The organism is Robertmurraya phoenicis, assembly GCF_047302285.1.
In the GTDB taxonomy this organism is placed as follows: domain Bacteria; phylum Bacillota; class Bacilli; order Bacillales; family Cytobacillaceae; genus Robertmurraya.
In genome coordinates, this window is sequence record NZ_CP154845.1 from 1,076,491 (window position 1) to 1,091,626 (window position 15,136).

Consider the following 15,136-nt stretch of genomic DNA (forward strand, 5'->3'; position numbering starts at 1 on the left):
AATAAGATATGACAAATTTAAATTTGTATTAAATGATTGTATACAAATTGTAAATTGTATGATATATTTTTGTAAAAGATGATATATCTAAAAATTCAATCAACATTAAAATGAAGTCAATTACAGATAAGGAGCTCGTCAATATGTCTCTAAAATTAGTTGTTGTTGGTGGGGGTTCGAGCTATACACCAGAAATAATAGAAGGGATTATTCGCCGCCATGAAATATTCCCTGTTACCGAAATCATTCTAGTTGATATTGAAGCTGGAAAGAAAAAACTTGAAGTAGTAGGGAATTTAGCATTGCGAATGATTGAGAAATCATCAAAACCGATTCAATTGTCATGGACGTTAAATCAAAAAGAAGCGCTTGAGAATGCTGATTTTGTCTCGACACAAATTCGTGTAGGAGGATTGGAAGCGAGAGCAAAGGATGAACGGATTCCTTTAAGTCATGGATTTGTCGGTCAGGAAACAAATGGGGCAGGAGGCATATTCAAGGCATTCCGTACGATTCCGGTCTTAATGGAGCTTGCGCAAAATGTCCATACTATCTGTCCACAAGCTTGGATCATTAATTTTACAAATCCGGCTGGAATAGTGACAGAAGCTCTATTAAAGCATTCCCCTCATAAGAAGGTGATCGGGGTCTGTAATATTCCCTATAATATGCGTCATGCAACGGCAGAAATTTTGGATTCCTCACCACAAGATGTTCAGATCGAATTTGTTGGCATGAATCATTTTGTGTTTGGGAAAAAAGTTTTGGTTCAGGGGATCGACCGAACCGAAGAAATATTGGAGAAACTTATGAATGATGATCTTGGGTATTTACCAGCAAATATTGTCAATCTAGGTTGGTCTAAAACATTTATCGAATCATTAAAGATGCTTCCAAATCCGTACCATCAATATTATTTTCAAACTAAAGAAGTACTAGAAAAAGATATAAAGGCATTCGAAGAGAATGGTACAAGGGCAGAAACAGTCCAAAAATTAGAGGAATCACTTTTTGAATTATATAAAAGTCCAGAGCTGCGTGAGAAACCAAAAGAACTTGAAAAAAGAGGCGGTGCTTTTTATAGCGATGTGGCATGTAGTCTAATGGAGTCCATTTATAATAATCGCGGTGATGTACAAACCGTGAATACCTTTAATCAAGGAGCGATTCCAGAACTTCCAGCTGATGCAGTCATTGAAGTCAACAGTGTCATCACACGCCAAGGGCCACAGCCCCTTGTGATTGGAGAATTGCCAACTTCTATCAAAGGGATCATACACCATATGAAAGCCTTCGAGGAGCAGGTTATTCGTGCAGCGTTGACGGGCGATTATCATGAAGCATATGTTGCTCTACTTATGAATCCATTAGTTTCAGATGAAAAAATGGCAAAAATAATCCTTGACGAGTTATTGGAAACCCATCAGGCATTTTTACCTCAATTTCACTAGAAAACAAGTTTAAAAAAGTACAAGTTTTATAGTTTGTTCTATTGAATCCTTCCACTTATGAAGGGTTTCCTTTATAAGTTTTTTGTAAGCGATTTTATCCTGTGTATTCCATCTAAACCGATCTTTGTCCAATTTGAAGGGGGAGATGCGATGAATCATAAAACAAGCAGTACTTAGACGAACACCGCTGCTTTTACACCGTATATGGAGTGAACTTGATTTAAAAAAAATTCCTTATAGGGAGGTATTTGAATGCAAGTTTTAATCGCTTGGTTAGAAAAATATTTTCTACCTATTGCCGGAAAAATTGGGGGCCAAAAGCATCTTGTTGCATTGAGGGATGCCTTTATTGGAACGCTCCCGGCGACGATGGCTGGTTCTGTGGCAGTTATGCTTAACGCTCTTTTAAGAGATTTGCCTCCGCAATTCTTCGACGGATACGACGGAAACAGTATACCTGTCATTAGAGAAATTATTACGATAAATGGCTATGTCTGGAATGGAACGCTCGCGATTGCTGGTTTGATATTTGTGTTCTCATGGGGATACAACATTGCCAAAGCTTACGGGGTCAATGAGTTATCCGGAGGGATTGTTTCAACAGCAGCATCCATTTCCGGGATTACCTTTTCTTTCTCCGGTGGAATTACAGGATTGAATTTGGATGCTACTACTGTAGAAGCCATTAATGCAGCTGGATGGTCTGCTACAACTGAAGGCATTACAGCAGCAGGATGGGGCTGGCTCCCATTGAATAACTTAGACGCTAATTTCTTCTTTACTGCGATGATTATTGGTTTTATCGCTACGATGATCTATGTGAAATTGATGTTAAAAGATATTACGATTAAGCTACCAGATTCTGTTCCACCGGCTATTTCGAAGGCATTTGCAGCGATCATACCGGCAACTGTAGCCTTATATGTTGTTGCTATTTTCTATTTCATATTCTCCAAGATCGTACCGGATATGACCTTCTTACAATGGTTGCAAAAAACAGTTGCTCTGCCTCTTCTTGGATTATCTCAAGGCTTTGGAGCCGTTGTACTCGTTGCTTTATTCGTTCAATTGTTCTGGTTCTTTGGAATTCATGGACCGAATGTTCTTGCACCAATTTTGGAAGGAGTTTTCGGTGTTGCTCAATTGGAAAACGTCAATCTGTTCCAACAAGGTGGAGCCGAAGCGGTTATTGCGAATGGATACATGTGGGTACGCGGATCCTTTGATGCTTATGCATGGTACGGTGGATCTGGCGGCACGATTGTGTTGATTATCGCCCTTCTTATCTTCTCTAAACGGAAGGATTATCGGACCGTTGCCAATTTGTCTGTAGGGCCTGGAATTTTCAATATCAATGAACCAATCATGTTCGGTTTACCGATTGTATTGAATCCATTAATGTTCATTCCATTCCTGCTTACACCAGTTGTATCAGTTTCGATTGGGTACTGGGCAACGATATGGGGCTGGGTCGATCCGGTTTCTCAAGCAATAGTATGGGTCACACCACCGTTCTTGCTATCCTTCTTAGCCACAGGAGCGGACTGGCGGGCTCCAATTGTTACATTGGTTGCGATGCTCGTATCATTTGCCATTTGGATCCCATTTGTTATTGCGGCAAACAAGATGGCCCCTGATGCAGGACAGGATGATAAGATTGTTACAGATGTAGGACATGATAACAAATCTGTATAAAAGGTTAAAATGGGAGGCCACTTCTATAGTGAAGTGGCTCATCCCTCTTTATTCTGAGGAAAGGAATAGAAAAAATGATTGAAATTAGTGCAGCCGTACATCAAGATAAAATTATAGAACTATTAAATAATTATCATGAAGATGGGATTCAATTTACGTTTAAAGAAAAGAAAGGGATCAATCTTTACTTTGAAACAACCATAGAAGATTTGGAAAAGGCATCTAGGGCGGCAAAATCGGTCATAAAAAATCAATCATGGGGATCGGTCCTTTATTTTCGTGCTACTGCCATTAAATAAAAAGGATGATGAACGTGGATAAACGGGGATTATTTCTTCTTAGCATAGGCTTGCTCCTATTTTTATTTAGCACAAATGCGAAAACAGGGGAGTATGAAATTTTTAATTTGACCACTGCACTCGTTTTGATTATCGTAGGTACGATTTTTGCTGTGAAGAGTAAGAAGAGAAATAAAACACAAAAAGATTAGGTGAATCTGATGGAAATAGTGAGAAAAATGAAAGTGCCAGTTGAATTTCTTTACGAGACGATTTTAACATCGGTATTGTCAGATATCCAATCTCAAACCGGAAAAAAATTAACAGAAAAACAATTACAAGGATTCGAATACGAAAAGACATTTTCAAAACATGCGAAAGCGACCATTCAGATCGAAGAAATCACCAAAAATAAAGCTTATCAGTATCGTACAACGAGTAATAAACAAGATTTTATCGTTTCCTATAAGCTTCGTCCTCTTGAGGATGGAAGTTGTGAATTACACTATACTGAACAAATGGAGTCCTTTGGTTATCTTCAAAAAATCAATGATACACTTATTGGCATGATCTGGTCGCCTTTAAAAAAAAGACGATTTAATGAAATGCTTAATCAAATAGAAACATCTCATTTAAAAGAAGTCGATGTCAAGTGATGATGTCTTCTATATATTTTTACCTTTTTTCAACGGAGAATCGCGCTTTCATAGGAAAAGAAACATCATAAAAAATTTTTTATAACTATGGAGGAGAAAACGATGAAAACAATTATGTTGGTATGTTCAGCAGGAATGAGTACAAGTATGTTAGTAACAAGAATGCAAAAAGCGGCAGAGTCGCAAAATGTAGAAGCCGATATTTTTGCCGTTTCTGCTTCAGAAGCTGATGGAATTTTAGGAAAGAAAAACGTCGATGTATTACTACTTGGGCCGCAAGTCCGTTATATGAAAGCTCAATTTGAAAAAAAACTTCAAGGCAAAAATATTCCGGTTGATTCCATCAATATGCAATATTATGGAATGATGAACGGTGAAAAAGTTTTAGAAGAAGCCTTAAAATTAATTGAAAATAATTAAGTTTTGAAAATCCGTTGTGGGAGCATTAACGAAAGAGTTAATCCCCGCTTTTTAAATATTTTGCCGATAAAGTTCACTTCACAAGTTATAGTAGTTTTACTACTACTAGAAGGATGTGTCATGAAGATGGTTGATGAAAGTTTAGAAATGATCGCTTTCCAAATGATTAGTAATGTTGGTTCAGCCAAAAGTATAGTAATGGAAGCTCTTTATGCAGCAAAGGAAGGGGATTTTGAACTAGCAGAGGAAAAAATAGCAGAATCTCAAAAATACTTTGTTGAAGGACATAAGATACATGCTACCCTAATTCAAAGAGAAGCGGCAGGAAACAAGGTCGAATTCTCTTTACTTTTTATGCATGCCGAAGACCAATTAATGAGTGCAGAAACCATTACTGAATTAGTGAAAGAAATGATTGAAATGTATAAACGGTTTGGCAAATAATAATGTTTACTTCTTGATGTATTGAAAACAAAGTTAAGAGTAATTTAGATTGAATTTTCAAATATTTTAGCAAAAATCACTCTTTCTCATGAATAATTCATCCCAACTTGGGAAATGAATAGATTTGGGAGGAGTGAAAAAATAGAATGATACATGTTAAAAAATGGACAAGAAGATTTTTGATGACAATATTATTTTGTGCAGCATTACTGACAACATATCAGGGAATTTCTGGAGTGGAGGCAAAATCTTTAACCACTTACCTTAATGGTGATAATGGTCATTACGAAGAAACGAGCTCCCATACAGAACATAAACTAAAGCCGATGGAAGTTGCCTTCAAGTTTTTGAAAAAGGTAACCAATCTTGATTTAAAAATTTCATCAAGCGAAAAGGTATCTGGTACACCGCCAACATTAGAAGAATCTGTTGATTGGACCAAGTATCCAAGTACAGAGGTGATGGCTACAGGTTATACGGCTGGATATGAATCAACCGGAAAAGACCCAGGGCATCCGCAGTTTGGGATCACTTATTCTGGCGTTAAAGTAACTCGTGACCTGTACTCGACAGTTGCTGCTGACTTAAATGTGTTCCCAATTGGTACAATTCTCTTTATCCCAGGTTACGGATATGGGGTTGTGGCAGATAAAGGTGGGGCCATTAAAGGTAACAAGGTCGATCTATACTATGAAACGGTGGAAGATGTATACCGTGAATGGGGCAAAAAGAAGGTTGAAGTTTTCGTGATTGAAAAAGGAAATGGAAAGTTGACAGAGGAAGATTTGAGAGCGTTAAATGAAAACGAATCGATGCAAGTCTTCCGTCAACAAATTAACCAGTCGAAGAGTCAATAAACATGAATAAGTTTGAATGAAGAAACCGCCAGAATCAACGCCCGTGAAAGTGGTGCTGATTCTGGCGGTTTCTTTGTGTCAAGGTTCTAGAGCTAATTGGTCATCAGAGATGAACCAAGTAGTGTAAAATTAAAGTGAGCACGATTCCTGTTAATCCTCCAAAAAAGACTTCAATTGGTTTATGCCCAAGTAATTCCTTCAGTTCTTTACGCTTCTCTTGATCCGGCTTATGAGGCCAATCTTTGGCTTCCTCAATAAATCGGTTGAAATCGGTAACGAGCTGATTTAGTACGATCGCTTGTTCGCCTGCTTGACGTCGAACCCCGGTTGCATCAAACATAGTAATAATGGCAAAAATCGCTGACACCGCAAACACGGAAGATTGCATTCCCACTTCAAGAGCTACTCCAGTAGATAATGCCGTCACAGCTGCTGAGTGAGAACTAGGCATTCCACCAGTACTAGTCAATAATGACCAGTCTAATTTTCTTGTCACAGCAAAATGAATCGGTACTTTGACAAATTGTGCAAAGAAGATAGCGGCTAAAGCAGCCCAAAATGAGAAATTGATAAATAGATCCATGTTGTAACCACCTTTGTTGAATTAGATTGAAATGTTACGTTTATAAGTACTAATAGTCTTCTCCATACAAGAGTTTCGAAAGTCACAACAAAAGGGGGATGTATGTTGAAGGATTACCCACTCGAATATTATCATTTTTTTGTTCATTTTAACGAAGGTGATTATTACACCTGCCACGATTTGCTCGAAGAAATGTGGATGAGTGAAAAATCGAATTTATTTTTAAAAGGGTTATTGCAAATGAGTGTCGCCATCTATCATTACGAATATGGAAATGTGAAAGGAGCTCGATTAATGATGATGGCTGCTCACGAATATTTACAGAATTATCGCCCGAAACACTGGGGATTGGATCTAGAAAAAGTATATCCGTTTATCGAAGATTGTTTCATTATTATACCACAACATATCGATCGAGTTTCATTTGCTGAAGTGGATTCTTTACCACCATTGCCTAAGCTTTTATTATATCTAGAAGACGATGATTAAGAGTACTCTGAAATCATTCAGTCGAAAGATAGTTGGGTTTAGATTATAATGGAAACATATTGTTGGAGGTGACTACATGTTTCAGGTGAAAAATGAAATCGAATATCAAGACTCATATGAGTGCTTGGTCATTGGAATGAAAGAGAAACCCGAAAAATTTTCGGGCCAATTAGCTAAACTTGATGAGTTATTTGAAGGGCAATTAACAGAGTTAGTCAAAAGTGGTGATATATCTGCGAAAAAGAAGAGCATTTCAAAGATACATACATTTGGAAAAATTGGTGCCAAAAGATTAATTTTTGTCGGTCTAGGAAAAGAAAAGGAGCTCACCTTAGAAGTGCTCCGTGAAGCTTTCGGAAAAGCATTTAAGGAAATTCAAGTGTCAAAAATAGCAGAAGTCGCGATCTACTTAGATACATTTGTTGCAGAAGGGATGGATTCTTTAGATGCGGCACATGTGCTAAGTGAAGCACTGCCATTAGCTACATACGAGTTTGCAGGCTATAAGCAAAAATCAAATGAACCAAAGAAAGAAATTGAAAAGGTTATCGTTATAAGTAAGGATGATGCTGATGAAATCCAAGCTGCTTTAACCGTTGGATATGTATATGGAAAAAGCACTAATTCCGCTCGAACATTGGTGAATACGCCAGGTAATCTATTAACGGCAACCGATATGGCCAATTACGCAAAAGAGCTTGGGGACAAATATGCTTTTGAAGTAGAAATATTGGAAAAGGAAGACATGTTGAAGCTTGGAATGGGTGCACTCTTAGCTGTCAATCAAGGATCCGAAGAACCTCCTAAAATGATTGTGTTGAAATATCAAGGTAAGGATGAGTGGTCTGATGTAATCGGCTTAGTCGGAAAAGGGATTACTTTTGATACAGGTGGGTACTCTATTAAGCCAAAGGATGGCATTGTCGGAATGAAATCGGATATGGGCGGTGCAGCAGCCGTATTAGGTGCGATGGAAATCATTGGCGAATTGCGTCCTGAACAAAATGTTGTCGCTGTAATTCCATCTACTGACAATATGATTAGTGGCAATGCATTTAAGCCAGATGATGTGATTACTTCTATGAGTGGAAAAACAATTGAAGTATTAAATACAGATGCTGAAGGCCGTCTTGTTCTGGCAGATGCAGTAACATATGCCAAGCATCATGGAGCCAATTATTTAGTCGATGTCGCAACATTAACAGGTGGAGTCATTGTCGCTTTAGGAACGAACACGACAGGTGCACTGACAAATGATGAAGCGTGGTTTGAGCAAGTGCTTGAAGCATCTTATGAGGCAGGAGAGCCCATTTGGCGTTTACCATTATTCGAAAAAGATATGGAAAGAGTTCGTGGTAGCAAAATCGCTGATTTAAATAACTCTCCTGGACGTGAAGGACATGCCATTATGGGTGGAGCCTTTGTTGGCGAATTTGCCGAAGGAACTCCGTGGGTACACCTCGATATAGCTGGTACTGCCACTACGAGAACTTCTACTGCTGTTGGACCAGCAGGAGCTACAGGTGCCATGACACGTACATTAGCATTGCTCGTTGAAAGATTCGAAAAGAATTAAACATGAATCCAAGGGAATTTCCCCTTGGACTTTCTTATGCAAAAAAAATTGACACCTACAATCTACTATGCTATTTTAGAACATGTATTTTAATTCTCTACCAATTTAGCAAACTAAAGCATCGAGAGGGGAACATAGAATGAATGCGGTAGTGGTAGCAGTTCTAGTCATGTTAATTTTAAGCTTAGTAAGGGTCAATGTCGTCTTAGCGCTAATTATCGGTGCACTCGTTGGTGGCGTAACGGGAGGATTGACTTTAAATGAAACAATCGAAGTCTTCTCTGGTGGACTTGGCGGTAGCGCAGAGGTAGCACTTAGTTATGCTTTATTAGGTGGTTTCGCCATTGCTCTTTCGAAAACAGGACTTCCAAATTTATTGGTCGAGGGAGTATTAGGAATTGTCCATAAAAATGGTGATTCTACTAGAAAAAAATATTCAAAAGCGTTGATTGTTGTGGCGATTTTAGCAATGGCTTGTTTGTCACAAAATCTTATTCCGATTCATATCGCTTTTATTCCGATTCTTATTCCATCTCTCTTAAAATTAATGAATGAGTTAAAAATAGATAGAAGATTGATTGCTTCCGTGTTAACTTTTGGATTAACAGCACCATATATATTACTTCCTGTTGGGTTCGGGAAAATTTTTCAGGATATCATTGCTACCAATATGGCAGACAGTGGCATGGTGGTAAATTCAAGTGATATTCCAATAGCTATGTTAATCCCGACAGCCGGGCTCGTAGCAGGATTGCTTTTCGCAATATTTGTTTCATATCGCAAGGAAAGAGGGTATGAAACGAAAGAAATGGAAGCACTCGAGCAGGGTACCCGTTCAAAGCGTGGGATTGCATTTGCGCTTATTTCAATAGTAGGGGCATTAATGGTTCAGTTGCTCCTCGATTCAATGATCTTTGGCGCTTTAGCAGGGATTCTTATCTTATATGTAAGTGGTTCGATAAAGTGGAAGGAAGCCGACGAGCTCTTAACAGAGGGTATGAAAATGATGGCATTTATCGGCTTTGTTATGCTTTCAGCGTTTGGTTTCGCAGAGGTTCTGAAGGAAACAGGACATGTTGATTCTCTTGTCCAGCAAGCAGCCCGATTAATAGGTGGAAGTCAGTCATTGGCAGCACTCCTAATGTTAGTCGTTGGATTACTCGTTACAATGGGGATCGGTTCATCCTTTTCCACGATTCCGATCATTGCAACGATTTTTGTTCCGCTTGCAATGGAATTAGGATTTAATCCGATGGCCACGATCGCGTTAGTTGGGACAGCCGCTGCATTAGGTGACGCAGGATCACCGGCTTCTGATAGCACATTAGGTCCAACTGCCGGATTAAATGTAGATGGTGGACATAATCATATTTGGGATACTTGTGTTCCGACCTTCCTACATTATAATATTCCCTTGATTATATTTGGCTGGATTGCGGCAATGGTTCTTTAAGAATAAATAGGTAAAAATGTAATTCCCTATCAAACTAGGAATGGCATTTAAGATTAGCTCATCTCGTATTCTATTATTCAGTTTTGTTGATTGGGCCTCCTTCATTTTCTAGGTAAGCTATAGGTTAATTATCCTAAAGCCCACTCTTCATAGGGGACATTTGCATATGAAGTAGTGTAGGAAGTTGTAATTTGAAGGAGGGAGTCGAGTGTATCGTTATTATAGAAATCCAACCCCGCATGATCAAAGATTTTTCTTTTTTGGAGCTCCGTTTTTCGGAGGTTTATTAGGAGGCTTAGCAGGAGGATTGATTGGTGGAGCTTTCTATCCTCGTCCTAGACCATATCCGTATCCCGTTCCGATTGCCCCATATGGCTATGGTGGGGGATTTGGTGGTCCCTACGGTGGTTACGGCGGTGGCTATGGCGCCTATGGCCAGCAGCCATTTTATTAAGAACTCTGAGGCTGGGACATAACTAGCTTCAAATAATGAGGAAGGTGAATCCTGAGGGTACTCAAATTCACCTTCCTCTATTTTTGTATTAACGCATGCCCCATTTCGTTTTCTACCTTCGATATTCCTCGTACAAAAAAATCGAGTGAAACGCAAATTAGCCTTCAAGAATCCAATCGATTTCCGGTTTGTCTAAATTTCTACTATAAGGCCCTATTTTGCTCCAACCACCTCTCTTCTCTATCCTTAAGCGGAATTTTTTCCTGTTATATCTTCAATGGAGTCCCTTTTAGGGGAAATAACGGAAGATTTTCCGCTTATGGAGGGCAAAATCGTTTATTTTGGCATTTTTTGAGTGAATAGCAGGAATTTTTCCTGCTATTTCGGCTCTTTTTCATGATGTTTGCTCATTAAGCGGAATTTTTCCTGTTATTTTTTCATATCGATACTCCAACTGCGAGGGAATGTATACACTGCAAACTAGAATCAAAAAGTCGTTACCACCGACTTTTTGATCCAGCCTCAATAATGTTTGTTATGCTCTACATCCATCTCAATGATAGGTTAAGGTGGCAGCAATCAACTTGATCGACAACCGTTTTGAAATCAAGCTTTAATCCATCTGGAGAATAGGTTACATCTGGGGTTGTTTGTATGCCTGTCTCCTTTAACATTTGGGTTACCTTTTCCTTATCAGATTTTTGGGCGGCCGTCATCAAATCTAATGAGAATTGATGAGAGTTAGCCATTTTTCCTAATACGAGACTCGCATCTTTCATTAATGTTTGCATATGCTGGGCAGAACTCATAAACATATCAGGGTTTACGGTTGGAAACTGTTGTCTCCTTATATAAGGTCTAAAACGAATGGGTGGTGTATACGGTACATAAAATTTTTGGGGAGGAGGATAGTAGTGTCGATATGATGGGAAATATTGATATGGATGCATTCGCTCATCCCCTTTCCATTTTGGAATATCTCCTCCATGTATATGACATGAAAGCATTGCTCATGCCATTTCTTCCATTCTTTTCGTTGTTTTTATCGTATAAGGGCAAAATAACAGACGTTTATATCTATAATTGGTATAATTTTTATAATCGATATATTTTTGTATTTGCATGTTTAAAGAAAGAGCCCAAAGATTATTTGGGTATGAATGCCCTATTAGGAAATGAAAAGAGGCGTACACGATATGGAACTTGAGTTTATATTGGACCTCATTGAGAGTAGTGGATATATAGGGCTTTTTCTATGGCTTTGGTTAGGTGTGTTTGGTGCACCACTGCCGAACGAACTGATTGTCATGACGATTGGAATAGCTGCTTCGCAGGTAGTTCTAAACCCAATAGCTACTTTTCTTGTCACATATGGGGGAATTGTTGCGGCATTAACGACCGCCTATTTGCTTGGGCGCTTTGTCGGCGGACCATTACTTCCCTTTTTCAAGAAAAGAAAACGCTTTGCTAAGGTCATAGAAAGATCCTTAAATGTCATGAATAAATATCATTCCTACTCCTTAACCTTTAGTTATTTTATTCCAGGTTTAAGAAATTTTGTTCCATTCCTGTATGGAGTTAGTAAGCTACCGTTCAAAACATTCCTTTTATTTGCTTATTCAGGTGCACTCGCATGGCTATCGATCATGTTCAGTTTAGGCTATTGGTTTGGGGATCATCGGGAGAGAATTTTTCAGATGGAGACAGAGTTCCTATTTGTTGGAGCTTTTCTTGTAGCTACTTACTTTATTTTTAAGCTGATTCAAAGAAAAAGAAAGCGAAAAATTAAGTCGATGACATGATCTAGGCATTACAAATTAACTTTGGGGGAAAAAGAATGGATATTACGAAAACGCTCATTCATACGTTAGGAATTGAAGTGGTTAAAGTTGAAAAGGGATTAGTTGTGGCAACGATGCCAGTAGATGATCGCACACGTCAGCCTTGGGGATTGTTGCATGGAGGTGCATCTGTCGCATTAGCGGAAACAGTCGCATCCGTTGGGGCATACGAGCTTGTAGATCAATCAACAGAAGTAGTTGTCGGTCTAGAAATCAATGCAAATCATGTAAAAGGGAAAAAGGATGGAATCGTGACTGCAACAGGAACTGTATTACACCAAGGGAAGACGACAATGGTATGGGATATTAAAATCACCGATGAAGAGGATCGATTAATTTGTGTTTCTCGGTGTACGATGGCTGTCATAAAAAGAAGGTAAAGCAGAGCTGCTTTTACCTTCTTATTTCTTCTAGTGTAAAGACACTTCTTAGTTTTTGTTCATGAATGGCGGAAGGGGTTATACTTAATATTTTATTGCGGATGGAGCAAAGAATCGGATTGTCGATTTGAGCCACTTTTCCTAGTATTCTTGAATTGTGCGTAATTTTACGGGTTCGTGCAATACGCCTCTCTTCAAACTTCTTAAATGCTTTGTGTAAATTGTTTTCACTTTCTAAGCTTTTGCTTAAATAAAAGGCGTCTTCAATTGCTTGACAAGCCCCTTGTCCTAGATCAGGTGTTGCCGCATGTGCCGCATCTCCTATTAGGATGACATGTTCATATGTAAATTGGGTTAAGGGAGCGAGGTCGTAAATATCATGATGCAAGACATTTTGGTCTGATGTTCGCTCGATTAATTGAGGAATCGGATCATGATAAGTTGAAAAATTATTAAGTAGTTCCTTTGTTGTCCAGGATGAGAGCTCTGGATCATTTCGTGTGCAATTCTTTAATGCATACCAATATAATTGATTTCCTGATAAGGGAATAATGCCAAACCGTCCATTTGGTCCCCATGTTTCAGTAAATCTTTTCTTAAAATGGTCAGGGCAATGATGAACAATCCCTCTCCAGCATGTATATCCAGCAAAACGCAACTTTTTCATTGGGGCGATTTGATGGCGGATGTTAGAGTGGAGCCCGTCACTACCAATCATATATTTAGTTGTCACTTGTTTGCCATTTTCAAAATATAGTTCAATCCCATCAGGGCTATACATAAAGTCGGTTAAATTTTCATTAAATGATATCTCGTCTAGTTGAATATGTTTTGAAAGAATTCGAATAAAATCATGTCGGTGTATAGATGTATAGGTGGGGTAGTCATTGGAATGATGATAAAGTTCGGTGAGTGCTTTTCCTGTATCAGATAAAATTATGCATCTATCCGTTGAAAATCCATGTTTCATAACCTCTTCTTTTACACCTAATTCAGTTAGTGCTTGAATGGCGTTTGCACCTAACACAACTCCAGAGTCTATTGAACTAAAAAGGTCGTCTCTTTCATAAATTTTCACCTTAAATCCTTTGTTTTTTAAGGCTATGGCTGTGCTTAACCCACTAATTCCTCCTCCGATAATGGAAATTAAATTCTTCATGTAAAGCACCTCCTCCTCATGAAATAAGCTCATCCTAACTATAAGCTACTGATTGAAGGGATAGGTATGGATAAATCTTGAACATTTGCCATCGTGAGGGAAACGTTGATTTCTTGTCACAAACCAATTAAGAGGAATCTCTCCATTTATCTATCTAGTATTACTTTGGGTGCTTTCCCTAATAAACAGTGCTTTTTTTGATCCTAGTTGCGTAGAAAACGTGAGCAAAAGAAAAAGACGTACGCCCAAATTTTGGGTGTACGTCTTTTTAGCAAGCAAAAACGCTTATTCTGTGTCTTTAGAAGCTGTCATATGCTTCGCATTTTTCAAGGCATCATGGACGCTTCGATCCGTCATTTCGACACCAGTATGATACGCAGCTCTACTAATAAGATGACCAGCAACTGGAGAGGTCATGAACACGAAAGCAATTCCTAGAATAAGACGTGAATTAAAATGCCCTTCTAAAAAGTAAAAATAGAGAAAGGTACCAAATAAAATGGACATGACCCCTAATGTTGCCGATTTAGAAGCGGCATGATTTCGGGTATACACATCAGGAAGTCTAATGACACCCAAAGTTGCAGCCATACTGAGAAATGCTCCGGCTAAAATAAAGAAGGCGATGAAATAATTAGCGATCTCGTTCACGTTCGAAAATAACCCCCTTCTCTAAATACTTTGAAAAAGCAACCGTCCCGATAAAAGCAAGAATACCAAGCAAAAGGATTACCTCCAAGAAGGCATTCGTTTTTAGAACGATGGAGATAAGTGCGATAATGGCAATTAAATTAATACCAATCGCGTCAAGAGCGATGACTCTGTCTGGAATGGAAGGGCCTTTGATCACTCGGTAGATAAGACCAACCATGGAGAGAGCCAAGCAAAATAGGGCAATATGAATAACCGTATCTAACATTATTGGCTCACCTCCAAAATTGCTTTTTCAAATGTATTCTTAATGCTATTCACTGCTTCGTCTACATCATCAATATCCATTGCATGAATGTACAACGTTTGATTATCATCTGATACATCAATGACGAGTGTACCTGGTGTAAGAGTAATCAGGTTGGAGAGCAAGGTAATTTGCCAATCCTTTGTCAATACTGTCTTGTAAGCAAAAATACCCGGTTTCATATCAAGCTTAGGCTTCAGAATCACTTTAAGCACAGCGAGGTTTGACAGCAATAACTCTTTTAAGAAGATGAGCAAAAGCTTGATGAAAGCATATACTCTCGCTAAATAAAAGCGGGAACTAAAAAATCGTCTTAACACAAATAGAATGATGATTCCAAAGAAATAACCTTTTATGAAACTGGAAACATCAAATGAAACTTTTATAAACATCCACATGAAGGCTAGAAATACATTAAGTAGTATTTGAAAGGCCATTCCCA

Annotated in this window: 20 protein-coding genes; 14 read left to right on the forward strand and 6 right to left on the reverse strand. The window is 38.5% G+C overall.

What is annotated here, in order from left to right; all coding sequences use genetic code 11:
- The first annotated feature begins 143 nt into the window (after positions 1-143).
- The 8 genes from AA0X71_RS05165 to AA0X71_RS05200 all read left to right on the forward strand — a co-directional run bounded on the left by AA0X71_RS05165 (position 144) and on the right by AA0X71_RS05200 (position 5,801).
- A complete protein-coding gene (locus tag AA0X71_RS05165) occupies positions 144-1,451 on the forward strand; it encodes a 6-phospho-beta-glucosidase (RefSeq protein ID WP_413360005.1) in 1,308 nt (435 codons plus the stop codon).
- A 252-nt stretch (positions 1,452-1,703) separates the two neighbouring features.
- A complete protein-coding gene (locus tag AA0X71_RS05170) occupies positions 1,704-3,146 on the forward strand; it encodes a PTS sugar transporter subunit IIC (protein WP_413360007.1) in 1,443 nt (480 codons plus the stop codon).
- A 74-nt stretch (positions 3,147-3,220) separates the two neighbouring features.
- Positions 3,221-3,445, forward strand: a complete 225-nt coding sequence (locus tag AA0X71_RS05175) for a hypothetical protein (protein WP_413360009.1) — start codon at positions 3,221-3,223, stop codon at positions 3,443-3,445.
- A 14-nt stretch (positions 3,446-3,459) separates the two neighbouring features.
- A complete protein-coding gene (locus AA0X71_RS05180; protein ID WP_413360011.1) occupies positions 3,460-3,636 on the forward strand; it encodes a hypothetical protein in 177 nt (58 codons plus the stop codon).
- Between the two features lie 9 nt (positions 3,637-3,645).
- Entirely contained in the window at positions 3,646-4,080 is a 435-nt protein-coding gene (locus AA0X71_RS05185) for a DUF3284 domain-containing protein (protein ID WP_413360013.1), read from the forward strand.
- A gap of 102 nt (positions 4,081-4,182) precedes the next feature.
- The gene (locus tag AA0X71_RS05190; RefSeq protein ID WP_413360015.1) at positions 4,183-4,500 is read left to right on the forward strand and encodes a PTS sugar transporter subunit IIB; all 318 of its coding nucleotides are present in this window, start codon (positions 4,183-4,185) and stop codon (positions 4,498-4,500) included.
- Between the two features lie 126 nt (positions 4,501-4,626).
- Entirely contained in the window at positions 4,627-4,944 is a 318-nt protein-coding gene (locus tag AA0X71_RS05195) for a PTS lactose/cellobiose transporter subunit IIA (RefSeq protein WP_413362481.1), read from the forward strand.
- A gap of 146 nt (positions 4,945-5,090) precedes the next feature.
- Positions 5,091-5,801 carry a 3D domain-containing protein gene (locus tag AA0X71_RS05200; protein WP_413360017.1) on the forward strand — a complete coding sequence of 237 codons (711 nt, stop codon included), beginning with the start codon at positions 5,091-5,093 and terminating at the stop codon, positions 5,799-5,801.
- A gap of 103 nt (positions 5,802-5,904) precedes the next feature.
- Here the strand turns inward: AA0X71_RS05200 and AA0X71_RS05205 are convergent, their stop codons facing one another.
- Positions 5,905-6,384 carry a divergent PAP2 family protein gene (locus AA0X71_RS05205; protein ID WP_413360019.1) on the reverse strand — a complete coding sequence of 160 codons (480 nt, stop codon included), beginning with the start codon at positions 6,382-6,384 and terminating at the stop codon, positions 5,905-5,907.
- A gap of 105 nt (positions 6,385-6,489) precedes the next feature.
- Here AA0X71_RS05205 and AA0X71_RS05210 point away from each other — a divergent pair, with 105 nt between their 5' ends.
- From AA0X71_RS05210 to AA0X71_RS05225, 4 genes are all read left to right on the forward strand, one after another.
- Positions 6,490-6,873: a DUF309 domain-containing protein gene (locus AA0X71_RS05210; protein WP_413360021.1), complete on the forward strand. Its 384-nt coding sequence runs from the start codon at positions 6,490-6,492 to the stop codon at positions 6,871-6,873.
- A gap of 76 nt (positions 6,874-6,949) precedes the next feature.
- Entirely contained in the window at positions 6,950-8,449 is a 1,500-nt protein-coding gene (locus AA0X71_RS05215) for a leucyl aminopeptidase (protein WP_413360023.1), read from the forward strand.
- 139 nt (positions 8,450-8,588) lie between these two features.
- Complete coding sequence (locus tag AA0X71_RS05220) at positions 8,589-9,902, forward strand: Na+/H+ antiporter family protein (protein ID WP_413360026.1); 1,314 nt, start codon at positions 8,589-8,591, stop codon at positions 9,900-9,902.
- Between the two features lie 208 nt (positions 9,903-10,110).
- On the forward strand, positions 10,111-10,356 hold the full coding sequence (locus AA0X71_RS05225) for a hypothetical protein (protein WP_413360029.1): 246 nt from the start codon (positions 10,111-10,113) through the stop codon (positions 10,354-10,356).
- Between the two features lie 542 nt (positions 10,357-10,898).
- Here the strand turns inward: AA0X71_RS05225 and AA0X71_RS05230 are convergent.
- On the reverse strand, positions 10,899-11,306 hold the full coding sequence (locus AA0X71_RS05230) for a hypothetical protein (RefSeq protein WP_413360031.1): 408 nt from the start codon (positions 11,304-11,306) through the stop codon (positions 10,899-10,901).
- Between the two features lie 246 nt (positions 11,307-11,552).
- On the opposite strand from AA0X71_RS05230, the gene AA0X71_RS05235 reads away from it, so the two are divergent.
- On the forward strand, positions 11,553-12,158 hold the full coding sequence (locus tag AA0X71_RS05235) for a DedA family protein (protein WP_413360034.1): 606 nt from the start codon (positions 11,553-11,555) through the stop codon (positions 12,156-12,158).
- A 35-nt stretch (positions 12,159-12,193) separates the two neighbouring features.
- Positions 12,194-12,577, forward strand: coding sequence for a PaaI family thioesterase (locus AA0X71_RS05240; protein ID WP_413360037.1), 384 nt, complete (start codon positions 12,194-12,196; stop codon positions 12,575-12,577).
- A gap of 13 nt (positions 12,578-12,590) precedes the next feature.
- On the opposite strand, the gene AA0X71_RS05245 is transcribed toward AA0X71_RS05240, so the two are convergent.
- From AA0X71_RS05245 to AA0X71_RS05260, 4 genes are all read right to left on the reverse strand, one after another.
- Positions 12,591-13,736 carry an FAD-dependent monooxygenase gene (locus AA0X71_RS05245; protein ID WP_413360039.1) on the reverse strand — a complete coding sequence of 382 codons (1,146 nt, stop codon included), beginning with the start codon at positions 13,734-13,736 and terminating at the stop codon, positions 12,591-12,593.
- Positions 13,737-14,021: 285 nt separating this feature from the next.
- Positions 14,022-14,387, reverse strand: a complete 366-nt coding sequence (gene mnhG, locus AA0X71_RS05250; RefSeq protein WP_413360041.1) for a monovalent cation/H(+) antiporter subunit G — start codon at positions 14,385-14,387, stop codon at positions 14,022-14,024.
- Complete coding sequence (locus tag AA0X71_RS05255; protein ID WP_413360043.1) at positions 14,371-14,655, reverse strand: Na(+)/H(+) antiporter subunit F1; 285 nt, start codon at positions 14,653-14,655, stop codon at positions 14,371-14,373. Before AA0X71_RS05255 ends, mnhG begins: the two co-directional genes overlap by 17 nt.
- The gene (locus AA0X71_RS05260) at positions 14,655-15,131 is read right to left on the reverse strand and encodes a Na+/H+ antiporter subunit E (RefSeq protein WP_413360045.1); all 477 of its coding nucleotides are present in this window, start codon (positions 15,129-15,131) and stop codon (positions 14,655-14,657) included. Before AA0X71_RS05260 ends, AA0X71_RS05255 begins: the two co-directional genes overlap by 1 nt.
- Between the last annotated feature and the right edge of the window lie 5 nt (positions 15,132-15,136).